This window comes from Pseudoalteromonas rubra (assembly GCF_005887115.1).
Taxonomy (GTDB): domain Bacteria; phylum Pseudomonadota; class Gammaproteobacteria; order Enterobacterales; family Alteromonadaceae; genus Pseudoalteromonas; species Pseudoalteromonas rubra_F.
In genome coordinates, this window is the sequence record NZ_PNCJ01000009.1 from 110,544 (window position 1) to 134,840 (window position 24,297).

Sequence of the window (24,297 nt, forward strand, 5' to 3'; positions counted from 1 at the left end):
TTTTAATAGGATTAAAGAGGAAATTATGCAGCACAAAATCAAATACTATCTGCGCCTGTCTTGGCTTTTCCTGCTGAGTTCGGTGGCATTTAATACGTTTGCAAGTGGTTATAAAGTCGTACTTATTCATGGTCTTCAGACCAGTCAAGTGACCTCAGGTTACCCAATTGATGTAACGGGCGATGGTGAGTCATACTGGTCAGAATTCTGGGGTCAACACGCCGATGTTCGCATTGACTGGCCTGCATTAGAGCGCATTGAAGGCAAGATAGCCAGTGATTATGTCTGGCCAAAACTAAAGCAAATGTCACAACAGGGAACCTGTCAGCCGGGTTGTATTCTTGTCACGCATTCAACGGGTGATTTAGTTGCGCGCTATTTACTGGATAATCAGGCTAACTGGCTGGAAAATGCCGGTCTTACACCGCTGAATATTGTTGCCACCTTTGACATTGCCGGAGCCGGTGGTGGTAGTGAACTGGCCGACCTCGCTGTCAGTGTCGCACAGGGAACTGCGGGTCTGAACCCACTTCTTGAAGCGGCGATCAGAGCCTGGTTGGGTGGCTCTGTAGAAGGCCGGTTAGGTGTACTGAATGACCTGAAAGTGAACAATGCCAGACAAATAGCTGCGCTGCCTGAAGCAAGAACACCAAGACTGCGTTTTGTTGCGGATGGCACATTGTTTCTGGGCGCGACTAAGCTTTTCCTTAAAGGAACAGACGATAGTGTTGTTGCAACACACTCTGCGTGTGGGGCAAGTCGTGCCGACGATTTTGGCAGCTGTAGCACAAGTATCGCAACCAGCGGAAAAATCGCGTCTCAAAGTGATGCTGTTAGTGGGTTCATGCCATATCATTACCCAATGTTGATGAGCGATAACTACGACCATTTCTCTGTGATCAATGACCGTGCAGAAGGCAAAGTGACTGCCGCTCAGACTAGCAGACAGCTGCTTGACGGTAACACAGTAAACTTCAATACATACACCGAAGAAACGGGTGCCTGGTTCTGGAAGAGTACTTATCGTTATGTTGAGAACTCAGGGAACAACAGCCTGTCTCGCCTAATGCTTAATGCGATGCAATAGGAGAGAAAGGTATGAAGCCCCGGATGTTCATTATTCTGATGTTTGTGGCAGTCGGGCTTGGTTACTGGTGGCTCAGCGGTGACGCTGAGCCCGTTCAGGTTCAAACCGACACTAACAAAAACACGCTTGCTAAAGCGCCCCTTGTTATAAAAGCGAACGCCACTGCTGAGGTAGCGCCACAAACAACACCCCTGCAAAAACGAGACAGACATATTCCCGTGCAAATGACGGAAGCCGCAGAACACATTGCTCAGCATTATGAACAGCAATTGCAGTTTGCGCCTTATTCGCAGCCATTGACAGCGGCAGATGCTGACAGACTCACGCCTAATCATTTTTATCCTGTCACTATCCCGACGCAAAATATAGACGAGGTATTGACACTCAAACTCAGTCAATATCGTTTCGTATACCCAGAGCCGATAGAGTTAGTGCTGACGGGCAGCGATATATACAGCGCCACAGTAACGGTCAGCGAAGTCGACAGCAATAAAGTGCTGACTACCCAAAGTCTGATAGAGCAAGAAGGCAGCTACACATCACGTATTAAGGGAAAGAAAACGTTTCCCCGGGAACTGCAACTGACTGTTCGTGCTCACGTCAGAGGAGACGAAATTCCGCTGGTGGCGCAGATCCACTATATGAAACCCAGTGCCGAATTACTTAACCTGGAACAGCCGCAGGTACAGGGGAGTGATCTGCTTGTATATGCCAGGCTTAAAGTTCAGGAGGCCGGGATCTATCGGTTCAGGGCCAATCTGTTTTCGGGCGATCAGCCATTGTCTCATGTTGTGGCGAGAAAACGCCTGAGTGAAGGAACGCAATTATTGCCACTTAAGATCCACCAGAGCGTCCTGCCGCAACATGCTTCGGCACTCAAGCTGACAACCTTTGTAGTAGAGCGTATGTCTGGTTCGCCACAGGAGAAAGCCCGCTATGGCCGCAGTAACGTGGATGCCTATATGCTTGATGGCGTGGATCTATCTGAATTGAGCAGAGTGCCTTATACACCCACTGAACAGGAACGACAAAAACTGGCATTTCTGAAACAGTTGGGCGCTCAATAAGCTTAGATTGAAACGCAACATTCTCTTGTATACGTAACAAAACAAGGCAAATCTGCTGGTTGGTTTGTCGAGTGACCTGATAATCCGGGGTTAACGCACCCTGGTATAAGTCCACGAAGCCGGTTTGCCATTTCCGTCTAATTAAACCCATCGTATGATTCAGTGCTGTGTAAGTATGTAATGTTCAATCGTCCGTTTGCTTGATCTCTGAGCAATTGTTCGATACTGTTTTTGTTCCCAAATTGGTGTTGAATACACTTAGGACTGACAGGTCATAACGATAAAAGGATAGGTATGGTTGTCATTGAAAAATTGTCTCCATCACACATAGCTGATGTTAAAAAGATACAACTGGCACCAGAACAGATCCGTTTTGCAGGTACCTCAGATGAGTTTTTAGAAGACGAATGTGACACCACACACCGACATGTGATCAGGCGTGATGATACACTGATTGGTTACTTTAAGCTCGATTTGGCTTATGACAAAAAATATGAGTATTGCCCGGCTGGCGCTTTGGGGTTACGTGCATTTGTAATTGATAAAGAGTATCAGGGCAAAGGGCTGGGGACTGCGGCAGTAAAAGCGCTTCTGGCTTATCTGTCTGTCCACTATGCGTCATACCCATGGTTGTATTTGGGGGTTAATTGTCAAAATCTGGGGGCTCACACTTGTTATGTAAAAGCCGGGCTGACAGTGTGTGAAGATAAGTACTTAGGTGGACCTGCAGGGCCGCAGTACATTATGTATGGAAAAATTCCGTCCAGGTAAGTGTGATATATGAAAGGAAATCGAATGTCCGACAAACCCGTTGCCAAAAAGCTCTGTAATTTTTTGATTGAAAATGCTGCTGCAGATTTCAGACTGGCAGATGGCCTGACTTATCTTGAGGATATACACTTTGACGACTGGGCAGCAGAAACGGCGCTTAATAAGTACCGTAAAGCTCATCACGGGCTTTGGGTAGGAGGCGTTGTTCTGCTGACCCCGCACCATATCAAGTTCTCTCCCAACCTGCTAAATATACTTTTTCATAAAGGGGATTACTCATTGTCCATACCATTGTCACACATTATGGACATCAGTCTTGAGTCAGGTTTACTGACCAATATTATTGTGCTGACAACACCGTATGGCTTTTATCGTTTCCGCTGTTTTGGTGCGCGCGACTTTATGGCGGTCATACTCGCTCAGCTTCAGGGCGAACACCTTACCAGATAACCGGGGTTGTACCCCGGCGTAACTATAACGGCAGGTGCTTATTTCACATAGTAGAGCAGGGTATTTTGCTCCGCACCACTGTATACCCCACTGCTGTATGGCCAGAGGTCAAATTTTACATTGTGCTGGTACAAAGAAGCGCCGGCTCTTAGATATCCATCTCCCCGACTGGTCGATTTGGTACTCAGGCTGATAAATGAATAATCCAACCCTGAAAGGCTACAGCCCGTTCCTTCTTGCTGCCATAATACGCCAATATCATAGGGCACCTGTGGCTGAGTCAGGTCTGCAGTGTGTTGTACGGCCACACAATTTCCATTGGTCAGCTTTGATTTGCTGATTTGAGCTATTTTGGCATATTCATCTACGAACATCATTCCCGTGATCATACCTTGTTGGACTGCTTGCCATTGTTGGGCGGGGAGTGCACCAGTGTTGGCCGGAGTGACCGGGGTGGTTTCGGAAATTGTGTCTAAGCCGTCCTGATGGTGTGCAACCAGTGTCCAGCCCCCTCCATTTAAAGTCATCTCACAATGGGCATAAAAGGCAGGTGCGCCTTCGTTGCCGTCTGGGTCAATTTGGTACAAGCCGGTTGTGGCGTCAGGATGCTGCTGCTTGATGGTCGCGCAGGTCGTGCCGATAGTAGGTGTGGGGTCTTCTGGCGGTGTCACTGGATCATGAGAAACAAAGCCTCCGTAGTATTCCAATTCGCCGATCGCTCTGTAGCTGTGCCCCTGAGTGCTGGTTATCTTTAGTCGGATATACTTTCCAATCGCGGGCTCGGCCAGGGTCACGAGCTGGTCGAGGCTTTTTGCAAGTGAAAAAGACTCGTGGTCAACATAATTGATGTTGTCCTGAGACACTTGAAGCGTTACGTCCTTGACGCCCATACCTGGGTCCGATGCACCGGAATAGAGAAAAACCCGGAAAGAAGTAATATATGCCTGACGCTCAAAGGCGACCTGCAACCAGTGGTCTTGCGCATAAGTAGATAGCCAAATGCCGCGTTTAATTTTTGCGCCAGCATCAAGATTAATCTTGCTTGATGAGTTGTAGCCGTCAAAGGCACCAGCTGCACTATCCAGCCCGTAACTTTGACTGGCTGTGTAAGACGATTCTGTCAGTCCATTAGTACCAATTAAGGCGATATTACCATGCTGACCAGTGGCTTCACCCGGATCAATGGCAAATTCACTGCCAGTATCCAGGCGCAGAGCCATGGTGTCCTTACCATAATGGGTAATATCCTGGGCAAACAACTGGTTTTTGATTGACAAAAGATGAATAACTTCCAGTAAATGACTGGTTTCAGAGTCCTTAGACTGCTCTTCCTGTACGATTAGCTTACCATTGATAGTTTGAAAACCTTGCTGATTGACTGCTTGTTGAGTCAGGTTGTAAGCTTCACCCGTATCGGTCAATCCGGCATTGCTGTTGTTGTACACTGCCAGATATCCAATCGTTTCTTCACTGTGATTGTTCCCTGATTCCTGCTCGGTGAGTGTTGCCCCAAAAGTCAGTGCCGATGTGCTGGACACTCGCAATGCATAAGCATCCGGGTCATTTTGAGTTTGACCACTCAAGATAACATGGGGTGTATGTGCAAAACTCTCCTGGAAAAATTGATGTGCGGCGCCACCTGTTATGGCAAATTCACCCACCTCCCAGATACTGCCATCGTTCAGAGTATGGCGTCCCTTTTCTGCTACAAGAAACGACACCTGCTCATCACCGTGTGCGCCATCCAGATACGGCCACTCCAAGAACTGAACATCAAAGCTGGTATCGGTGACATTTGAGATGGAAATAACACCGGCATCCTGATCATTAAATGTAGGTACAGAAGAAAATATCACAGGATCAGAGTAACCATTGATTGGAATAGTGATTTTATGATCGGTAATCGTGACATTTTCAATAAGCGTGAATGCCTGAGCATGGATAGATGTAAGAAGAGCAATTGAGCTTAGCCCGAGTAGTTTTAGCATATTTTTCCTTAACTAAGGTTGTTATTTTTAATTGTGAATACTACTTGTTAAACATCCAAAGTAAAGAATTAAAGCATTTAAATTCATTTGCTTATGTGTCTTTCAATAACAATTGAGGACTTTGCTGTGTAATATTTTTTTTCTAAAAGTCGCGTTGTTTGAGTTTGTTTATTTTGCTTGGTTTAGTCGCGGGGCCGTTGTCTTGTCCTGCTGGTTATATCTCAGTCGCTTGGAAAGTTTTTTATTTGAGTGGTCTATACTTACTTTTATTATCGGTGGTCTGAGAAACGCTTCAGGGATACGAACTGTATGAGTACCAACTATGTGGTGATTGTGTTCAGTGGGCTGACGGCTGTGTTTATGAGCCTTGCGGTACAATTCTATTTATACGATGGCAATCATGGCCGTGACACCGCGGTGAATAGCAGCATGGAGTTGGTCACTTATTCTACGCAATGGGTCGATGCCGCGATTCAGCCTCTGCCACACATTGAACAGTATGATGTTGGCTGGGTTCAGCTTGGTAAAGCTCTGTTTAAAAGCCCATTGCTTTCAGCGGACAACACAACCTCATGTGCATCTTGCCATGATGTGTACAACGGAGGAGATGATGGGTTTCCAGTATCCGTTGGTATAAATCAGCAGCTGGGCAGCCGTAATGCCCCGAGCGTGATCAACGCAGTGTTTAATTTCAGGCAGTTTTGGGATGGGCGAAGTGCCGACCTGATCAGTCAGTTGCCTCTGCCCATCCATAACCCGCTGGAGATGGCCAGTAACTGGTCTCAGGTTATTGCAAAACTCCAGCAGCAGCCGCACTTTGTCAGCAGTTTCAGGGCGGTGTCAGATGACGGGATCACGCCCGAAAATATCACTAAAGCCATTGTTGCATTCCAAATGTCACTGGTATCTGAAAATACCCCCATTGATGCCTACTTGCTTGGAGACAAGGGCGCCTTAACGGCACAACAACAGCGTGGCTATCGTAAATTTGTTGAACTGGGGTGTGTGACCTGCCATCAGGGCCGCAATATTGGCGGTAATATCTATCAGAAAATGGGTCGCCTGGAGCGTATGCCCAATGAATTGTTAAATGACTTTGGTCGTTATCAGTTAACCCGTAACGAGCAGGATCGGTTTGTATTCAAAGTCCCTAGTCTACGCAATGTAGCCAATACCGGGCCATATTTTCATAATGGTTCAGTGGCGAATTTGTCGGATGCAATAAGGCTGATGGCACAAGGGCAGTTGGGTTTAGAACTCAACGAGGAAGATATCGCTGATCTGGAAGCCTTGCTGCATGCTTTTTCAGGTGAATTACCGAGGTCATTGAAAGAGTGAAATACATACTTGAAGGGATGATCCTAGTGCTGATTTGGTGGCTCGGTTCAAACGCAATTGACCAATACCATCAACTACGGGACGTACAGACTACACTGGCATTGAAAGAGCGGCTCAACAGAGCCACAACTGAGTTATCGCTAGAGACCCTGTCAGCCATGGATAGCAACATTTATCACTTTGACAAGCATGCACAGAAGCAGCTTGAATTTGAAAGTGTTTATAATGAGTTAGTATCACGGAAGCTGCTCAGTGATGAGATGAACAAAGCTATTTCGCACTTTCATGATGCCATTGATACTTACATGCAACTCGCCTCTATGCTCAAAACATCTTACCGTTATATTGCAAAACAGGAATTGGAAAGCGATGCGTTTTCACCACAGGCACAGCTCATTGTCAGCAAAAGTGCGGCACTGGTGTCTAATTTGCAGGTGACAAACTCGCATAGGGTCATTGAGCAAGTCCGTCAGCAACTTGCACAGTCTATGGTGATACTCACTGAGCTTGAGCAGGAAAGGCGTACCTTCAGGGTTATGCGTTTGCATATAGAGTTTATATTGGAAAATGCTTTGATGGCCTCAAATTTGTTGGTGCCAATACAAAACAGTACCTTATCAACTGCTATTTTGCGGGAAACACAGGCACTCAATAATCAGGTAGATAGTGTTTACTGGCAGATGATACGGTCCGTATTTTGGTTTCTTTTACTGGTATTTACGCTGATTTTAATCGTTTTATTACGGCTTATGGGTGGTTTAAAGCGTGCCAATGAACAGGCTAATCAGGCTGCTCAAACCAAGTCTTTATTTCTCTCAAATATGTCACATGAGATTAGAACACCGATGAATGGCATCATGGGGCTGACGGATATTCTATTATCCACTGAATTGACCAGCGTACAAAGGAATTACCTGGAAAAAGTGAGGTTCTCGGCAAATGCGTTAACCACCATCATCAATGATATTCTGGATTTTTCGAAAATTGAGTCCAAAAAACTCAATATTGAACAAATCCCCTTTCAGTTTGAGGAGCTGCTGGATAATTTGCGGTCGCTGATCACGCCCATCGCTAATACTAAGGGGGTGAAGTTAATTTTCGATATCGACCCAAACCTCAATGAGTGGTATGTCGGCGATCCAGTTAGAATTAATCAGATAATGCTTAACTTTGCTTCTAACGCCGCAAAGTTCACTGAAGAGGGCACCATTACTTTAGCCGTACACAGGCACCCCAAAGATGCAGCCAGCGAGTGGCTTGAAATTTCGGTGTGCGACACGGGCATTGGCATAGAAGAGGACAAAGTGGCGCTGTTGTTTGAACGTTTTACGCAGGCCGAATCCTCGACTACACGGCGTTATGGAGGAACCGGACTGGGGTTGACGATATGTAAATTACTTGCTGAGCTGATGCAAGGTGAAATACGCGTTACCAGCGAAGTAGGTGTTGGCTCAACATTTATGGTCCGTTTGCCGATGGCAACACTGGATCACGCTCCTCAGGCAACTGAAACAAATGAAAAAATCATGCTGGACGGCTCAATACTCATTGTGGAAGACGATCCAGTATATATGGAAGTCAGTGTTAATATTGCGAATTCGGTTGGGCTGAAGGTTGCGCGTGCTCACACAGGGGGGGAAGCAGAAGCGCGGCTGTCGGGCGAAACATTTGATATGTTACTGCTGGACTGGGTGCTACCTGACTGTGAAGCCAATGAATTATTGGAGCGACTTGAGGCTCTCGCGATACTGCCCGCCAAAGTAGTGATCTACACGGCACACACAGAACAAAGCATAACGCCTAAAGTTGATTACCCTATATTGTATAAACCCTTGTTAAAAAGAGATCTGATCAGTCTGTTTATTAAAGATAGTCCTAACGAGTACGTGGCAACACAAGAGCGGGTGATATCCGGGCTATCAGCTGAAGCCGCAGGTACTGCACAAACTCAAACATTCCGTGTGCTGCTGGTAGAGGATAATGATATCAACCGTATTGTGGCTACTAAACTGCTTGACCGGTTTAATTTGGAAATAGTAATTGCACAAAATGGTCAGCAAGCTGTTGATGAAATCATGGCGTGTGATGGCGCGTTTGACCTGGTCTTTATGGACATTCAGATGCCAGTAATGGATGGAATGGAGGCCACACGCATTGTGCGAGAAACATACAGTGAGGAAGTGCTTAAGATCATTGCGTTAACTGCCAATGTTATGCAAAGTGAGGTGGATAAATATTTGAATATTGGTATGAACGATCACCTTGGAAAGCCGTTTAAGACCGACGAGCTGGATAAGCTATTGAACAAATATTTGTTCAATATACAATAGCGTCACGTTTAGTCATTAGCATGTCGAAAATACTCATGTGGGATTAATAGTCACAAGAATAGCAACCAGGCTTTTAAAAAGCAGGAACGCATAGTTTGAAACTGAAAGTCAATTCTGGTGGTTTGAAACACCGTTATGTCATACTTAGACAGGCTGAATAAAAGAGAATAAAAGAGATAGATACGATGAAAAATGTGTTCTTTATGTTGTTTTTGCTGATTGCCTGCGATGTGCTCTCTGCAGAGCGGCTTGTGTCAAATGCCTCGGTGACGTCATTGAAGGTATATGAAACAAACGATGACTCTGTACGGGTCTGGATGCACATTAATGGCAGTGCCAGGATCGGGCCCAATCCCGAAAACCCGGAAGTGACCTGTGAGTTATGGACCAACAGTTCATTAGTACATGGGTCGGCATTGGCCGCGTTAATGGGCAAAAAAAAGGTCAATATTTGGTATGCAGACAGAGGTGAGAAATCACATTGGTGTAAAGTGAAAGTGCTGGAAGTACTTGATAACTAAATAAAAGCAACTTTCTGTATGACGCATGCGTTTGCTGAACAGTGCTTTAACTAAAAACCCTGCAAGCTAAGTGGTGCAGGGTTTTTACTTTAAGTATGCATCGAATTTGGCCAAAAAAGGCCTTTGACTTAATGTTCAGCTTTACTAGTTTTGATGCGCCTGCAATGCCTCAAGCGGGATAATATCTAGTGCATTCTCGTGCGTTGCTTCGAGATTGACGGGCGGTGCCACACCGGCTTCATAGGCTTCTTTCCATCTTAGTGCACATAAACACCAACCATCGCCCGGTTTTAACCCCGGAAAATCATAAGCCGGATAGGGCGTGCTTAAGTCGTTGCCTCTTGATTTGGTAAAGGTTAAAAAGTCTTCTGTAACGGTCGCACAAATTACATGAGTGCCAATGTCCATATGATTAGTGTTGCAAAATCCATCTCTTAAAAAGCCGGTTAACGGATCAGTGCAGCAAGACTCTAGTTCACCACCCAGTACATTCTTAGCCATGTCTCATTCTCATTCATTATATAACTGGAGCACTATACGTATGCGACTGCTATGAGGTTTACTCTAAGTGGAGTGTGAAGAGTGCTTGATCTATAGCCTGTAAAGATATTGTTCAAGTATTTTGTCCCAGCCTCGCCGTGACCCAGATAGATGAGAGCTGTGCGTGTTACGCAGTCTCACCCTTGCAACAGCAAAAACACGCCAAATAATGCAATTGCACCGCCGCACAACATGGCTTTGGTAACGGCTTCTTTACGGATCAGGCTTAAGGTCATCACCATGAGTGGGGCAGTCGCAAAAATGGTTTGCGCAATTGCCGGGTCCGTGTTGTTCACGGAAATAAGTTGTAACCACAGCCCGATAAAGGTGCCGAAAAATACCGCGATAAACAACCAGCGCTTTCCTGATATTTGCCTTAATGTCAGTGCTTTATTAAGGCTATGAGATTTCAGGCAGGCAACCAGACAAGCAACAAATAAGGTGCCAGATGCCAGACGGATCAATGCGGCCCACAAGCTGCTGATCTCCTCGTTGTTTAATGCGCCTTTTGAGAGCACCATACCTGCGGCCTGGCATGTTGCCGCCGTTAGCGCAAAAGTTACGCCCAGCAGGTAATGGGTTTTGTCCGGGAGCGGTTGGGCTTTATTGGGTTTTATAGCCAGAATAACACCAAAGGTGGTCACTGCGATGCCAAGCCAGGCGACAGGCCCAAGGTAAACGCCCAGAACCAGGATATTCAGAATACCGGCAATAGCGGGGGCCAGGCTTTCAACCACCAAGGTGCGCGCCGGGCCAATATTTCTGAGCGCTGCAAAGTAGGCACTGTCACCGATGGCGATACCCAATACGCCACTGGCTATCAGCCAGGCCCAGCTTGATGAGTGTGCAGGGTATAGAGTGTCTTGTGCAACGAACAGGCATAGTGCCATCAGTGCCGATGCAATGACGCCTTTACTGACATTTAACTCGAATGGACTCAGATGATGGCTAAACCGTTTGTATAAAAGGGTTGAAAACGCCCAAACAAATGCAGCGCTGATAGCTGCACCTTCACCTATTCCAATCATCTTATTATTCTTCTACTGAACTAAAAGCGGCTAGTATACATAAACCACACGAAAGAGACATAGTAGCAGCTTTAGCTGAATAAAAATTGTGAAAAGTGCCTAAAGAATACTTGTCGTTGCAATGAATTTGTCTGTCTTTTCTTCGATGTTTCAATGAGGAGGTAGTCAATATTAGTCCTGTTACTCCTCCACCAAACCGTGGTGAATAAGACAGCCACTAAATGGAAAGGCTGAGTGCATTATAAGTTGCTAAGTCAAACTTATGTTGGGACGCTGCATAATTTTCTGGGGCCTACAAAAACTCTTCTCAGCCGAGTGTGCACTGAGAAGAGCGTTATTTACTTTGAGTGATTATTTAATGTAATACCATAAAGCGTTTTGTTCCTGAGCACTGAAGCGCTCATCCGCATAGGGCCAGACGTCGAACTTGACGTCGAACTGGAACAAAGATGCGCCAGAGATCAGGTAGCTCTCACCACGTGCACCGTATTTGGTGCCTAAAGCAATATAAGAGTAGTCAAGCCCACTCAGGCTGCAGCCATTTTGTTCATTCTGCCACAATACATACGTGTCGTAAGGCGCTGCAGGACTCATAAGATTTGAAGTCTGGCTCAGATTGGCACAGTTACCATTGTCCAGCTTGGCCTTACTGATCATAGAAACGCGCTGGTGCTCATCTATGAACATCATACCTGTTGTCATATTATCACGTGCGCTTTGCCACTCAGTAGTACCGGTTACACCGATAGACTGAGGAACCACAGGGGTGACGCTGTTTAGCAATTCCAGCCCGTCTTGGTGACTGGCAACCAACATCCAGCCGCCACCCAGGTGGTTCATTTCACAATAAGCATCAAAGGCATCGTGACCACCCTGACCGTCTGGATCAACCTGATAGAGACCTGAGGCAGCTGACGGGTTTGCTGCTTTGATGGTTTCGCAGCTCGTGCCCTGAACGCTTGCGGGTGGCTCTACGGGATCTGTGATTTCACCTTTGACAAAGCCGCCGTAATACTCAAGCTCACTGATCACGTGATAACTGTGTCCCTGAGTTGAGTCGATCTTCAAACGGATGTATTTGCCGACAGCAGGCTTACTGAGCTTAACGGTTTGATCAAGCGATTTTTCAAGTTCAAAAGACTCATGATCGATGAAGGTTTGGTTATCATATGAGACTTGTAACGTCACATCTTTAGGCCCCATTCCTGGGTCTGATGCTCCGCTGTACTGGACGATCCGGAAGGAAGTGATATATGCAGCCTGATTAAATGCAACCTGTAGCCAGTGTTTTTCTTTGACGGTTGAGATCCAAATCCCTTTAGTCACTTTCCCCGGAGAGTCACTATTGATCAAGGTCCCACTGTTGTAGCCGTCAAATCCGCCTGCGGTTTTGTGATGTGAGTGAGTTCTGCTGGCTGTATATGATGCTTCAGTCAGGCCATTGGTGCCCAACAGTGCAATATTGCCAAATTCACCGGTTTGTTCACCAGGTTCGATAATATAGTCAACCGGCGCCCTATAGCGCAATGACATAGGATCAGAACCGTAACGGGTGTTGTCTTGTGCAAACAACTGGTTACCAATTTTAAGCAGGCTGGTTAGCTCAAGCAGGTGGGCTGTTTCTTGGTCTTTTGATTGCTCTTCCTGGATAAGTAAAGTACCTGGTTCTACACTCAGGCCGTCTTGGTTAATGGCTTCCTGACGCAGTGTGTAGTAAAGACCATCGGTGTCCAGTGCACCGCGCTTATCCTGGCTAAACACCGCAAGGTAACCAATGGATTCTTCTCCATGTCCGTTACCGTCTTCTTGCTCCTGAAGCGTTACACCAAAAGTTTGGCTGGAAGCACTTGAAACGCGCAGTGCAAATGCATCGCTTTCATTTTGGGATTGCGCGGTCAGTAATACATGCGGTGTGTGCTCAAAGCTCTCTTTGAAGAATACATGGCTGCTGCCACTGTGCATCGGGAATTTACCCGCTTCCCATACGCTGCCATCGGCCAGTGTGTGACGGCCTTTTTCAATAACAAAGAAAGAGACCGACTCTTCACCATGCACGCCATCCAGATAAGGCCATTCTTTGAATTGCACATCGAAGCTGCTTGAGGTCACATTGGAAATGGATACAACACCAGCCTGTTTGTCATTCATGGTTGGTACAGAGGCGATAATAACCGGATCGGTATAGCCGTGTATGGCAACAGTAATAGGATCGCTGGAAACTTTAATATCCTCGATGAGGGTAAATGCGTTGGCCATTGACGACATCATTAAACAGCAACTCAGAGCTATTTTTTTCATTAATTCATTCCTTTTATGAGAGTCTAATCGGGCGATTAGACATAAAATATTCTATCGCCTATACATGGTACAAAACAAGGAACTAAATCAAGTTTGGAGCATAAGTGATTAACCTTTATGCTATTTTCGGTATTTTTTTGCCGGTAATTTGGGGTTAAGTGGTTAAAAGTGAGTCTCAGTAATAAGACTCACTGAAGAGGAAGGATAGAAGAGCAGCTTATTCCGGTCTTGTCTTGGTATACGGAGCAGTTATTCCTGAATACTCTGCACTGCCAAGGCGCGCCAGAGGGGCGGCTTTATCAGCGTGTACTTTTATACGCTGTTTTTGATCCAGCTCGGTGACTCTATCGCTCAGATACAAGCTGATTATTTTCACAAATACCAGATTTTGCGGCGTATCGCCAATCTCCTGTACTTCATACAGTTCACAGCCGTAGGCAATATCGCAGTGGGCGATCCGCGGCATTGAAAAGCCGTTAAATTCAGCAAGCGCTATGTTGTTTGCTGTGACTTCTGATTCGCCATGGGGCAAGGTTGCGGCAGTCTGAGTCACTAGCTCAGCGTCGTGTTCTGAGGCGATGTGGATCACACATCGGCGTGTCGCTTGGATGTTTATGACTGTATCTTTAATCTCACCTGTCGGCTTTTTTCCGGCTGAAAACATCAATAAAGGCGGTGCACTGGACACCGCCGTAAAATAAGAAAAGGGTGCCAGGTTATAGTTTTGAGCACCGGACTCGGTAAGCACCCAGGCTATCGGCCTAGGGATCACTGTTTGAGTCATCAGGTGATAAATCTGGGTGGGCGAAAAGTCAGCAAAGTTCAGTTCCATAAAACACAAGTACGCAAAGTTAAGGGACAACCATGGTGCCACACTAACGATTGGGTGGAAAGATGGGTTACACTCACGCCATCCGTGTTTTGTATCGTTTTGGATATGTATATAAATCGCCAACCTCTTAATACCAGTCTGCCTTTGGTGTATCACCCCAACTATTCATTTAGTTTTGACCCGACGCACCGCTTTGTAATGAGTAAATTCGCTAATTTATATCAACAGGTGAAGGCAATGGGATTGATTGGTGATAATGTGCATCAGCCTCAATTGGGCTCGCCAGAGCCACTGGAATCGGTCCATTGTGACACCTACCTGTGGGACCTTTGGCATAACCAACTTTGTGGGAAAGCCATGCGGCGTATTGGTCTGCCCTGGTCTGAGCAGCTGATGGCAAGGACGTTTACTGCACCGCTTGGCACACTCAAAACGGCTGAACTGGCTTTACAACATGGTGTGGCTTGTCACCTTGCTGGCGGCACTCACCATGCACACTATGATTTTGGCTCCGGTTACTGCATGGTGAATGACCTGGCATTTACTTCTACAACCCTGATTGAGCAGGGTAAGGTCGATAATGTACTGATCTTTGATCTCGATGTTCATCAGGGTGATGGCACAGCAGCTATGTTAAAGCATCACCCTTATGTGTTTACCTGCTCCATCCATTGCGAAAAGAATTTCCCGTTTAGAAAGCACAGCAGTGACCTGGATATTGGTCTTGCGAACAACCTAAAGGACGCAGACTATCTCTGTATTGTAGAAGACACTCTGAAAGGCTTGCTCGAAGACGTAAATCCAGATCTGGTACTGTATGACGCCGGTGTGGATATCTGGGAGCACGATGGTCTGGGCAAGCTGGATATCAGCTGGCGCGGTCTGGAACAGCGCGATGCTCTGGTACTTAAAACCTGCCAGCAAGCAGGCATCCCGATTGCAACCGTGATCGGCGGTGGCTACGACAAAGACCATTTACGTCTGGCTCAACGTCATGCCATTGTGGTTGAGCAGGCGGCGTTACTCTAGGTTAAATGTAATTACCACTACTAGCTTTGCTGTGTTGACGTTATGGAGGGGCAAGATAGCAGGTAGGCAAGATGTTCGGCAGGTTTTATTTTGCTCACCGAGTGCTATGAATAGCGTTAAAGACGGGAAGAAGAGCGTCAAAAGTCGCTTCTAGCTTCCCTGAAAAATCCGCCTCGAACAGAAGAGTCAGCGGTGATAATTCTGCTTTGTTAGAACGGACTTTGTTGGTTAATTAATATCGATCTTTGTCCGATACTTGTCGCATCACAGTGAAAGTTAGCTACCAGAGCATCATTCTGGTTGTGTTCGTTGCTCCAGCGGATATAACCATACCCTACATAGCCTGAACCCATTTTGTTCATTGAGATAGCGCCGGTTTTATTGGCAGGTAACGCAACAGTGCCAGTAACTGGGTTAGATCCTGAAAAAGCATACCAAGAGGTAATGTTTGATGAATATGTATTACCATTTTGGTCGAATAGGTCTATCTTCACCTGAACATCATTATCAGAAATATTGGTAATATGGAGGTGGCATGAAGAGTTGGTTCCAACGTAGTAGTGTGGAATTAGCGCCTGTCCTGTTCCTGAAAGTGCTGCAGATGAATAAATAAGAGAAGCTAAGATTAAAGATTTCTTCATGAAGAAACTTCCTTTTTGAGTAGAGTTTATAATTTGAGGCATTGGGTGTATTTTGATAAGAAAAAAGTAGTTGATACTGCTAATTATTATAGTAAATAAAAGCCAATAGACTTGGATTCGTCAGTTTGGCCACAGCATCGAATTTCACCTTCTGCGAATATAGTATTCCACTACGTAAAAAATGTATCAAGTTGTTTTTATTTCTTAATTATGGTGTTGAGATTTTTGTTCTGGCGTGATGAGTACCTGTGGTGACACGGGAATAATACTTTTTTACCTCTTAGAAAGTGTGGTAAATGAAGTTTGAATTTTGATGCTTCTAGAAACTTTTCATTAAATTTTTACTGGATTTTATGTGAGTAAAAGGGTTTTTATATGCTAGCTATAATAAGGGTGTTTTCGTTTTATTTATCTGAGTATGGAGTAATTAAATCTGTTTTGGAGCGAATTCAATATTTCTGTGATGCAGGTAAAGAGAATTGGATTTAGAAAAGACTACTCAATTAGTCGCAGTTAATCTCCTGAACCAGGTGTCTCTAAACTTTAGTCATCACGGAATTTCAAGAATCATATACACTAGCACTGTCACACCTGTCTGTGGCTATCAACTAGTTGTGCAAGCTCACTACGGCTGTTGATGCCAATTTTGTCGTAAATACGGTACAGATGATTAGACACGGTTGACGGGGCAACATCCAGTTGCCTGGCTACCTCTTTGAAAGTCAGGCCCTTGCATACCCATTCAACAATCTGTGCTTCGCGCTGGCTTAACAAGTCTAACGGGCCCGGTAGTCGCAGTGTCACTGTCATTAGCTCACCCTGTGCTTTAAAAGAGACTGCCAGGTTATTGATCTGCACTGTAGAGTTATCTTTGCCCATAGCAAAGGGCAGGGTAACGCTTGAGCGATTGGGAAAATATTCGTTGAGCAAAGTGACAAAGCGGGGCTGGACCTCGTGAAAACATCCATTTAAGTCGCATATCGCAGATGCGGCGTGTTTTTTGGTGTGGAGCACATTACCTGCGTGTAAGTGCAGAAAAAAGGCATGTGAGGCGGCATTGACCAGGTGAAATACAAGCCGTTCCTGTAAATGGCGCTCCTGCTCGGTAAAAACTTGTTGGCGCTCGAAGCGATATAAACTGATCAATGAATAAAGGCCATTGTCCTGATCAAAATATCCGGCAGCCAGGATACGCTCAATACCATATGGTTGAAACAATTGTCGGTATAACTGAGACTGGTAAAAGTCTTCGTCAGCAATCACATCCTGCATATTAACCGGTTTGCCGAGGTTATTGATCACGGCGTCTCTGATAGGGTTGATCGACAGTGTTTTTTGCAGGTGGTGGGCATAATGTTCATCCAACCCAATATGGCAAACATAATGAAAGTGAATATCTGCACTGTTGCCACTGCCCCAAAATGCCGCATCAAAGTCGATGACTCGGGATAGCTGTTCTAAAGCCCATACACGATATTCATTCGGCGGTACACGCGCGGCTTCACGGTAGAGTTTGCTGATAAAGGCTTCTGGATCCGAGGCGGCAAAGTTCAAAGGGGTTGTCATAATGTTATTTTGTCCGTGTTGATAATACCTGTTGTGTTTATCTGTATTTTTACGCCGTTCTGGCAGTAAGCGGGTGGATGGCCATGCAATCGGCATGTTTTTAGGTTAAATCTACTATTGGCCAACTCCGCCTGGCTGTTCACTATTGACCGTCATAAATTTGAAGGGCCCAATATGAAACCTAATTATCAGCTTTCACCTGAACTGTTAAATAATCGCACACAGTTTAGTGCGCCATTTTTTCAGCGTTTTACACTTCGTCATGACCGGGCGCCACTGCAATTAAATACCCATATAAGCAAAAATTACTTATTTCCTACGTTTTACGGCGATGTCAGTTGCGCGATTGGGGTGTTCTTGTGTGACTACCAAAAAGCGCAGGCATTGTTGCCACACCCTGAGATGAAACCCGTGGCTATGCCCAAAGGGAGGGCGCTGGTTACGTTCTCATGCTATCAATATAAGCAAGTGTTAGGTATGGCACCTTATAATGAAATTGCCATGACAATTCCGGTGATGGTTGGCGCAGCGGTAAATGTACCTGTATTACCAATGGTTGTGCCTGGCTTCAAAAAGTTTGGTTTTTACGTGTTTCATATGCCGGTTACCTCAGAAGAGAATCGCATTCGCGGCCAGCAGATCTGGGGATTGCCTAAAGCTGTTGAAACAGTGGAAATAGCAGAGGATAGTCAGTTCTCCACGACACAGGCTTACGATGGTGAAGACAAGCCATATTTTACGCTGCGGGTGCCGACGCAGGGCAAGACCACAGCGTTTGATGTTTCATCCAACCTGTATTCTCTGCGCGATAACCGCTTGTTGCAAAGTCCCACCCATTTTAAAGGCACCTTCAGGGTGAATAAATACCTCAGCCGGCTTTGGCAAAAAGGCGGGGATGATCCTAAAATGCTGATCCTGGGTAAGGGTCCCAGGGCGCAGATGCTTAAGTCGCTGGATATTGATCCGCAGCCGTTTCAGTTTCGCTATGCTGCAACAATGAATGCGTGTTTTGATTTGCCCAATGCGGATTATGTGGCGCCGGTGGGGTTGCGTTGAGGGCTTGATATTGTGGCCTGCCTGATGAGGTCACTTGGATAACCAGGCCATACAGAGTTGGCCTGGTTGGTCAGCTTGTAATGTTGCCAGCTTATTTGACAGTAAAGGTTCGGCTCTTGCCCGAGTAACTCTTTATTTTTCCGCCCCAGCCGCTTTTCCAGTGACCATTGTGTTTTATGCGATAGGTGCCTGTGGGCATCGCCGCATCTATGGTCCATTCCAGCTGTGCGAACGAGCAGGCCATACAATCCGCTGCGGTATCGCGGGTCCAGGTAAATTTAGTGCTCAGGTCATTATCCGTTAAGACGGTTGACCAGCTACCATTTTCATATCGCTGCACCTCCATAAAACTCGACATGGTTTTAAAGTTATTCTGAGGGTGGCCGGAGCGAAACTTCACCTTAACCGTATTACCACGCATGTAACTGCTGTTGGCATCATTCCAGGTTTGTCCGAAAGACTCCCACAACCGCTTATCATCGTACACTACACCAATGGCATAGACTTTTTGTTTGTTGGACCAGTCCAGCGGGCTTGGACCTGTGTCGAGGGCATCACCGTTTACCAAAGCATTGGCAAGTTCACTAAAGATTTGCCGATATGCCGCCAGGCTGTGCTGACCAAACAAGGTGTGCGCACCTTCGTAGTACTGGATCTGATATTCCTCTTTGGTTGTGATGTACCCGCCATAGGCATTAGCCAGCCCGGCAAAAACCACAGTGGTGATGCCACGAGGAGCAAGCGCTGTTTGTAAATCGCTGCGCAGGCGACGTGCCGCCATGGTTGTCATCTCACCCGGGATCCCCACAAGTGCCATGTTGCCAATCTGAAAGAGCTGGAAAGGTAAGGTATCTGTATACAGGTGTGCGCCGGCGCCCAGCTGAGTGGGCAAAAAGGTGGGTTTGGGGTACTGACATACTTCGTGGGTTTTGCTGCCCAGCACGTTTTTATCAAACCCGAGCAGGCCTGCAAAATCATTGATGAATTTAAACGCACCACCCACAGCACCAATCACCGTACTGCGATCCCAGCTGGTGCCTTCGTTATCCTGTGTCATGCCTTCAAATACACCCGACTGGCCAGAAGGGCCATCATAGGTGGCACCCGCAGTCATTGAAAAGCCAATGGCACCTTCACATAAAGACTGCGCTCCATTGCCCGTGTAATGCCCCGAGATGGTCAGTCCAGGTAATTTAACGTACTGAAAGCGTACGTCTAATGCACCGCTAAGCGTGTCTGTTGCATTGTTATAAAGGCTCAGCGCTTTGTTATATTGCTTGTTTGCCGATAGCGTAACATTGGCTTCATTGCTACCCGCACAACCATTTTCAGGACCGCATACATTGGGCGAAACATCGCCTTCTTCACTGTTCGCAAAGGCGGCAACAAACTGACCTGACAGTGGCCAGTTAGCCCCCTTTTGCTTTTCAAATAGCTGGGCGGCAACGCCTTTGTTGTCTCCGGTGATAAGGCGCTGGCTCTGGTTGCTCGACACATTATGCACGCCAAACCAGTTGATCATCCCAATCTCCTGGCCATTGCTTTTCACCAGCTTTAGCAAGGTCATGGTTTCATTAACCTGAGTGTCGTATTCGTCGGCATCTGGGTTTTGGTTGTAGGCGGTAAGGTTACGGTTCACTGCCGCGCCGGATAATTGCCCCTGATTAATATGAATACTGCCTAAGCCTCTGCTCAGATAGGCGTTACGGATGGACAGGTAGATACCATTGACTATGGTGTTGTAATTATCTTCGTCATAACCCAGCGCACTCATATTCAGCATAATATTGTGATCATAACCACCTGGCCCGACATGAACATGCGTTGCGCTGAGCATCACATTGTTTTGATTAAAAAATGGCGCAATGATCGGGTCACTTGCGATTTTTTTGAGCACCCCCTGATGCACACCCTGGGTGATGCTTTGCAGATCTGCACTGACAAAGGTGACAAGCTGATTGGAATTTGGCTTGCCAATGACAAATGCACGAGACCAAAGGCGTGTATGTATCCCTTTGGTGGTTTGCCCAACATCGCCATACCCTACCATGCCCCGATCGGCGGCCGGTCCGGTAATATCATAGATCCCTGAGCCAACGATCCAGTCACTATTTGCTTTTGTGCCCAGGCTCACAAGCACCAGCGCTAAACTGCTGACTCTAATCAGCCAGGTTTTATATCTTGCGTGTAAAGTAGTCATACTAATCCCCCAGCCATACCAGGCAGTACGGCTGTTTTCGTTCATTGTTTAGGATAAGCACCCATTTGGAATGGGTGCTTTTGATACTCGCGAGATTGAGGGACTATTAAATCTTGGTTATCAATGTAACGAAATAGTAATATTAACCTAACGAGCCGATACGATGAGAGCTGACTATTTATGGCTGTTGCGGGATAAACAAAGCTGCCTGAGCAATGTCATCAGTGAGGGGTAAAGCATTGTTGCTCTATCTGTCTTATGGCAGGTTGCTTTTTACCTTCTCTGCCCTCCATCCGATTACCTGTTTTCCAATTATTGTCACGAAGATTCAGTTTTGCGCTGTGTCTGCAGTAGCTCTTAGTTGAAAAAATTTAACTTAATGGTGTTGAGCTTTGTTTTGGGCAAGCAGGGATTGCAATGGGTAATGCCTTAAATTGCGAAATTATGAGTTAAGTCATAAATATGCTCACTTATTGGTATATCAAAGGTTAATTAGCCACTTTTTTTGCATAAAAATCAATGAGGCTTATTGATTATGATTCTCATTGGTATTAATATGCGCCGCGTTTCAGTGCTTTTTATGTTAATTTTGAGAAATAAACTGCAATTAAAATGAGTTTTTACTCTAACCCTTTCGACTGGCAAGCTCCACTTTAAATCGGATGAAATATGAATAAGTATCTATTAAATTTAGCTTTTATGGCTAATGTGGGCGTTTTTTTGTGTGCCTGTAGTGGAGGAACTAATGAAGAGGGGAATCAGGAACCCACTTTTACCTCTTCCGAAAACCGTTTTGCTTTGGATGAAGATACTAGTTTCAATGGTGTGTTTTATGCATCAGATCCGGATGGTGATGCGCTGGCGTTTGGGGTGGGGAAGTCTCCGCGAAATGGCGTACTTACGGTTAACCGAGATGGCAGCTTTGTATATGTGCCAAAAGAACATTTTTTTGGAGAAGACACGGCAAGCATCATTGTTTCAGACCGTATTGCTACGACGACCAGAGAAATAACATTTATTGTTGAAAACATTAATGATGCACCTGTTGTTATTTCGAGCCATGTTGCCGTCAGCGAGGTAGGCAGAGCCGTCGGTCAGATTGTTGCAATCGATTATGATAAAGATACATTAAAATTTAGCGTGATAAGAGAGCCTGAAAAAGGGGATTTAACTCTCAATACTAGCGATGGTAGTTTTGAATATGAAGTAAATTCAAATGGCGAGATAGATGATACCTTTACTGTTGGCGTAAGTGACGGAAAAGGCGAAGCTACCCAGGCTGAGATATTTATTCGGCCTTCTTTTGTCACGAATGATGACAAACGCAACTACTACTACAACTCTGACAGTTCACACCTTGCAAGGGCAACAGCGTTAATTGAGGTCAACCAGCAAGGTGATAAAGAGGCCATATCTGATGCTGCACTATCCGGACTGGGGTATTTAGACATTGCCGTTGGGTATGCACAGTCCGGTTTTACCCAAACGGCGATTGGGATAATTGAAAAGCACATTTTAAGCAGGACGGTTAAGGCACAGGCATATCAAAAAGTCGCTACCGCATTGGACGAGCAATCTAACCTGGTGCTGGCCAATGAATTGCGTGAAAAAGCCACAGTTGAATACAACACATATATCGCTGAAATCGGCACAGAAAACATTACGCCGTCGAATGCGCTTTTCTATCTTGTCGTCACTCGGGATTACTTAGATGCAGAACAAAATGAGCAAGCTAATAAGCTGCTGGCAACAACGCGTTTATATGTAAAAGCGCTGAGCGATTTAAGCCTTGAATCGAAAAGTGCGCATCGCGCGTTTGTTGGGGCCTATCTTGAGCATGCGCAAAACATGACGGAGGATTTCCTTAACAATGCTGCTGGCACAACGTTTGAAAACGCATTTAATGCCATTCAAAATCTGTCAGATATTACCGCCACTGTGAGCTTTGACGAATCGAGCCGAGGCATAACACATAAATACAGAGCCAATTACTATCGCCAGGCGGCGCAACTTGCGCACCTGTTAAGCCTGGTGTCACAAGGAGCACAAAAGCAAAAGGCGGTTGAGCTTGCCAAAGCTAATCTGGCTTCTGGATTGGCTCTTTATACTGATATTTCCTATGACCCTAACTATAAACGAGAGGCTGAACAGTACGCAGCAACAACGCTGGCACGGTTTGACACGCCACTGCAGTTTTTTAGTGGCTTGTTTTTATCTTTGTACCCAGAGTATGTAGCTGCGAACAAAACCGCAGATTACTCAGGTAATGTTGCTTATGAGCTGATTAAGGAGGTTGGCAGTAGTACAGATCTGCGCTATGCCCATCGTCATATGTATGCGCATGCTTTGTTGAGCAATGCACAAGCCGGGCTTGCATTAACCTCTACGCTGACTGAGCTCAATGCAACCTTTGCAGGGGGTAATGAAGCCGAAATTTTCCATACCCTGATTGAGTTTGGCCCAACCAACTCAATGGAGCGTTACGGCAGCTGGTTGCTCCATTATGCAGGCTACAAAGAGCAGGCATTGCTGCTAATCGATGAGGCACACAAATTGTTGCAAAGTGAGGCGTATCAGAACGATGTTGGGCTGGTGGTTAGCCAGGTGGTGGGTAATCATGGCTGTTTGCGATTGGCTGAATTAAATACTGTATTTGGTGGCAATCAAGCACGTACTGATGCCCTGCTCGCAACTTGTGCAGAGATTGTTGAGAAGAAATATAAAAACAATAGCACGCTCACCGCAGAGCGAAAAATCGAAGCCTTCAATACCATGACAATAGGCTGGTCTAAGGGACAAAGGGCTGATTTAGCGCTGGCCACGAGCGCTGAAGCACAAAAAATCGCTGCCGATATTACTGATTTCGAAGACTCCCTTAAGGCACACCTTTATGTTGCCAGTGCATTGGCAACTGGCGCAGAGCTGAGCCAAAGTCAGAGTGTCGCCACAGCGGCTTTGGAAAACACCCTCATGCAGCTGAATAAAGAGCTGGAGACGGCTAAGTTGATTGAGTTGATCGACGATGTTCTGGGCCAACTGAATTTGGTGACGTCACAGGATAAAGAAGCGTCATACCTGAAAATATACAAGCTTTACTTTGCAATCATGCAGCGGGCAGGCACCCATGACGATTATCGCACTGTCAGAGAAAGTATCACATTCAAACTCACTCAGGTTTTTGACAAAGTTGAATCTTTAGCAAGCGCTCTGTCAGAAAACGACCGACAGGATATTTACGAATCTCTGATTAAGCATTATTCGGCACTCGGCCTATATGACAAGGCACGCTCCCTGGCAACGGACCCTGTTTATACCGAGGCTGACAAAGAACAACTGCTTCTGACAATTGTTCAGAGTCAGGCTACGCAGGATGAATTTCCGGCATCTGCAATCGCCAATGTTGATACGGACAAAGACGGGCTTGCTAACTTCTTTTTGCCGACAGCAACTGAGCAGCAAAGGACAGACTCAGGATTGAGCCTGGATCAAGATAGTGATAATGATGGTAAGCCCGATCCGGAAGATCTCACCCCCCTTTCCAAAGACTAAATAGTA

18 protein-coding genes are annotated in these 24,297 nt (G+C 45.9%); 10 read left to right on the plus strand and 8 right to left on the minus strand.

Translation table 11 applies throughout. From position 1 onward, the window contains the following. Positions 1–25 precede the first annotated feature (25 nt). From CWB98_RS06600 to CWB98_RS06615, 4 genes are all read left to right on the plus strand, one after another. A complete protein-coding gene (locus tag CWB98_RS06600) occupies positions 26–1,087 on the plus strand; it encodes a hypothetical protein (protein ID WP_138544130.1) in 1,062 nt (353 codons plus the stop codon). 11 nt (positions 1,088–1,098) lie between these two features. Then, the gene (locus CWB98_RS06605) at positions 1,099–2,154 is read left to right on the plus strand and encodes a hypothetical protein (protein WP_138544131.1); all 1,056 of its coding nucleotides are present in this window, start codon (positions 1,099–1,101) and stop codon (positions 2,152–2,154) included. A gap of 294 nt (positions 2,155–2,448) precedes the next feature. After that, the gene (locus CWB98_RS06610) at positions 2,449–2,925 is read left to right on the plus strand and encodes a GNAT family N-acetyltransferase (protein WP_138544132.1); all 477 of its coding nucleotides are present in this window, start codon (positions 2,449–2,451) and stop codon (positions 2,923–2,925) included. A gap of 24 nt (positions 2,926–2,949) precedes the next feature. Further along, positions 2,950–3,375, plus strand: a complete 426-nt coding sequence (locus CWB98_RS06615; protein WP_138544133.1) for a hypothetical protein — start codon at positions 2,950–2,952, stop codon at positions 3,373–3,375. A 38-nt stretch (positions 3,376–3,413) separates the two neighbouring features. On the opposite strand, the gene CWB98_RS06620 is transcribed toward CWB98_RS06615, so the two are convergent. Next, the gene (locus tag CWB98_RS06620) at positions 3,414–5,363 is read right to left on the minus strand and encodes a discoidin domain-containing protein (RefSeq protein WP_138544134.1); all 1,950 of its coding nucleotides are present in this window, start codon (positions 5,361–5,363) and stop codon (positions 3,414–3,416) included. A 309-nt stretch (positions 5,364–5,672) separates the two neighbouring features. On the opposite strand from CWB98_RS06620, the gene CWB98_RS06625 reads away from it, so the two are divergent. The 3 genes from CWB98_RS06625 (at position 5,673) to CWB98_RS06635 (ending at position 9,552) form a co-directional block, all read left to right on the plus strand. Further along, positions 5,673–6,701 carry a cytochrome-c peroxidase gene (locus CWB98_RS06625; RefSeq protein ID WP_138544135.1) on the plus strand — a complete coding sequence of 343 codons (1,029 nt, stop codon included), beginning with the start codon at positions 5,673–5,675 and terminating at the stop codon, positions 6,699–6,701. Beyond that, entirely contained in the window at positions 6,698–9,031 is a 2,334-nt protein-coding gene (locus CWB98_RS06630; RefSeq protein WP_138544136.1) for a hybrid sensor histidine kinase/response regulator, read from the plus strand. Before CWB98_RS06625 ends, CWB98_RS06630 begins: the two co-directional genes overlap by 4 nt. Positions 9,032–9,216: 185 nt before the next feature. Further along, positions 9,217–9,552, plus strand: coding sequence for a hypothetical protein (locus CWB98_RS06635; protein WP_138544137.1), 336 nt, complete (start codon positions 9,217–9,219; stop codon positions 9,550–9,552). A 144-nt stretch (positions 9,553–9,696) separates the two neighbouring features. Here CWB98_RS06635 and CWB98_RS06640 read toward each other — a convergent pair whose 3' ends face one another. From CWB98_RS06640 to CWB98_RS06655, 4 genes are all read right to left on the minus strand, one after another. Further along, complete coding sequence (locus CWB98_RS06640) at positions 9,697–10,053, minus strand: DUF2237 family protein (protein WP_138544138.1); 357 nt, start codon at positions 10,051–10,053, stop codon at positions 9,697–9,699. 176 nt (positions 10,054–10,229) lie between these two features. Continuing rightward, positions 10,230–11,120 (minus strand): DMT family transporter, encoded by an 891-nt coding sequence (locus tag CWB98_RS06645; RefSeq protein WP_138544139.1) that lies wholly within the window; start codon positions 11,118–11,120, stop codon positions 10,230–10,232. Between the two features lie 351 nt (positions 11,121–11,471). Further along, the gene (locus CWB98_RS06650) at positions 11,472–13,418 is read right to left on the minus strand and encodes a discoidin domain-containing protein (RefSeq protein WP_138544140.1); all 1,947 of its coding nucleotides are present in this window, start codon (positions 13,416–13,418) and stop codon (positions 11,472–11,474) included. Between the two features lie 217 nt (positions 13,419–13,635). Then, the gene (locus CWB98_RS06655) at positions 13,636–14,250 is read right to left on the minus strand and encodes a flavin reductase family protein (protein WP_138544141.1); all 615 of its coding nucleotides are present in this window, start codon (positions 14,248–14,250) and stop codon (positions 13,636–13,638) included. A gap of 105 nt (positions 14,251–14,355) precedes the next feature. Here CWB98_RS06655 and CWB98_RS06660 point away from each other — a divergent pair, with 105 nt between their 5' ends. Beyond that, on the plus strand, positions 14,356–15,279 hold the full coding sequence (locus CWB98_RS06660) for a histone deacetylase family protein (RefSeq protein ID WP_138544142.1): 924 nt from the start codon (positions 14,356–14,358) through the stop codon (positions 15,277–15,279). Between the two features lie 209 nt (positions 15,280–15,488). On the opposite strand, the gene CWB98_RS06665 is transcribed toward CWB98_RS06660, so the two are convergent. Then, positions 15,489–15,920 (minus strand): hypothetical protein, encoded by a 432-nt coding sequence (locus CWB98_RS06665; RefSeq protein WP_125557682.1) that lies wholly within the window; start codon positions 15,918–15,920, stop codon positions 15,489–15,491. Positions 15,921–16,505: 585 nt separating this feature from the next. Further along, positions 16,506–17,486 carry a helix-turn-helix transcriptional regulator gene (locus tag CWB98_RS06670; RefSeq protein WP_138544143.1) on the minus strand — a complete coding sequence of 327 codons (981 nt, stop codon included), beginning with the start codon at positions 17,484–17,486 and terminating at the stop codon, positions 16,506–16,508. Between the two features lie 174 nt (positions 17,487–17,660). Between CWB98_RS06670 and CWB98_RS06675 the strand changes: the two genes are divergently transcribed. Further along, entirely contained in the window at positions 17,661–18,542 is an 882-nt protein-coding gene (locus CWB98_RS06675; RefSeq protein ID WP_138544144.1) for an acetoacetate decarboxylase family protein, read from the plus strand. A 91-nt stretch (positions 18,543–18,633) separates the two neighbouring features. On the opposite strand, the gene CWB98_RS06680 is transcribed toward CWB98_RS06675, so the two are convergent. Continuing rightward, the gene (locus CWB98_RS06680; protein ID WP_249364630.1) at positions 18,634–20,742 is read right to left on the minus strand and encodes a neutral/alkaline non-lysosomal ceramidase N-terminal domain-containing protein; all 2,109 of its coding nucleotides are present in this window, start codon (positions 20,740–20,742) and stop codon (positions 18,634–18,636) included. A 669-nt stretch (positions 20,743–21,411) separates the two neighbouring features. On the opposite strand from CWB98_RS06680, the gene CWB98_RS06685 reads away from it, so the two are divergent. Further along, the gene (locus tag CWB98_RS06685) at positions 21,412–24,291 is read left to right on the plus strand and encodes a cadherin-like domain-containing protein (protein ID WP_138544146.1); all 2,880 of its coding nucleotides are present in this window, start codon (positions 21,412–21,414) and stop codon (positions 24,289–24,291) included. Positions 24,292–24,297 lie beyond the last annotated feature (6 nt).

What these genes read in the sequence shown, in the direction of transcription:
- CWB98_RS06600 (WP_138544130.1), top strand. Translation starts at nt 26, where the DNA reads ATGCAGCACAAAATCAAATACTATCTGCGCCTGTCTTGGCTTTTCCTG.
- CWB98_RS06605 (WP_138544131.1), top strand. Translation starts at nt 1,099, where the DNA reads ATGAAGCCCCGGATGTTCATTATTCTGATGTTTGTGGCAGTCGGGCTT.
- CWB98_RS06610 (WP_138544132.1), top strand. Translation starts at nt 2,449, where the DNA reads ATGGTTGTCATTGAAAAATTGTCTCCATCACACATAGCTGATGTTAAA.
- CWB98_RS06615 (WP_138544133.1), top strand. Translation starts at nt 2,950, where the DNA reads ATGTCCGACAAACCCGTTGCCAAAAAGCTCTGTAATTTTTTGATTGAA.
- CWB98_RS06620 (WP_138544134.1), bottom strand. Translation starts at nt 5,363, where the DNA reads ATGCTAAAACTACTCGGGCTAAGCTCAATTGCTCTTCTTACATCTATC.
- CWB98_RS06625 (WP_138544135.1), top strand. Translation starts at nt 5,673, where the DNA reads ATGAGTACCAACTATGTGGTGATTGTGTTCAGTGGGCTGACGGCTGTG.
- CWB98_RS06635 (WP_138544137.1), top strand. Translation starts at nt 9,217, where the DNA reads ATGAAAAATGTGTTCTTTATGTTGTTTTTGCTGATTGCCTGCGATGTG.
- CWB98_RS06640 (WP_138544138.1), bottom strand. Translation starts at nt 10,053, where the DNA reads ATGGCTAAGAATGTACTGGGTGGTGAACTAGAGTCTTGCTGCACTGAT.
- CWB98_RS06645 (WP_138544139.1), bottom strand. Translation starts at nt 11,120, where the DNA reads ATGATTGGAATAGGTGAAGGTGCAGCTATCAGCGCTGCATTTGTTTGG.
- CWB98_RS06650 (WP_138544140.1), bottom strand. Translation starts at nt 13,418, where the DNA reads ATGAAAAAAATAGCTCTGAGTTGCTGTTTAATGATGTCGTCAATGGCC.
- CWB98_RS06655 (WP_138544141.1), bottom strand. Translation starts at nt 14,250, where the DNA reads ATGGAACTGAACTTTGCTGACTTTTCGCCCACCCAGATTTATCACCTG.
- CWB98_RS06660 (WP_138544142.1), top strand. Translation starts at nt 14,356, where the DNA reads ATGTATATAAATCGCCAACCTCTTAATACCAGTCTGCCTTTGGTGTAT.
- CWB98_RS06665 (WP_125557682.1), bottom strand. Translation starts at nt 15,920, where the DNA reads ATGAAGAAATCTTTAATCTTAGCTTCTCTTATTTATTCATCTGCAGCA.
- CWB98_RS06670 (WP_138544143.1), bottom strand. Translation starts at nt 17,486, where the DNA reads ATGACAACCCCTTTGAACTTTGCCGCCTCGGATCCAGAAGCCTTTATC.
- CWB98_RS06675 (WP_138544144.1), top strand. Translation starts at nt 17,661, where the DNA reads ATGAAACCTAATTATCAGCTTTCACCTGAACTGTTAAATAATCGCACA.
- CWB98_RS06680 (WP_249364630.1), bottom strand. Translation starts at nt 20,742, where the DNA reads ATGACTACTTTACACGCAAGATATAAAACCTGGCTGATTAGAGTCAGC.
- CWB98_RS06685 (WP_138544146.1), top strand. Translation starts at nt 21,412, where the DNA reads ATGAATAAGTATCTATTAAATTTAGCTTTTATGGCTAATGTGGGCGTT.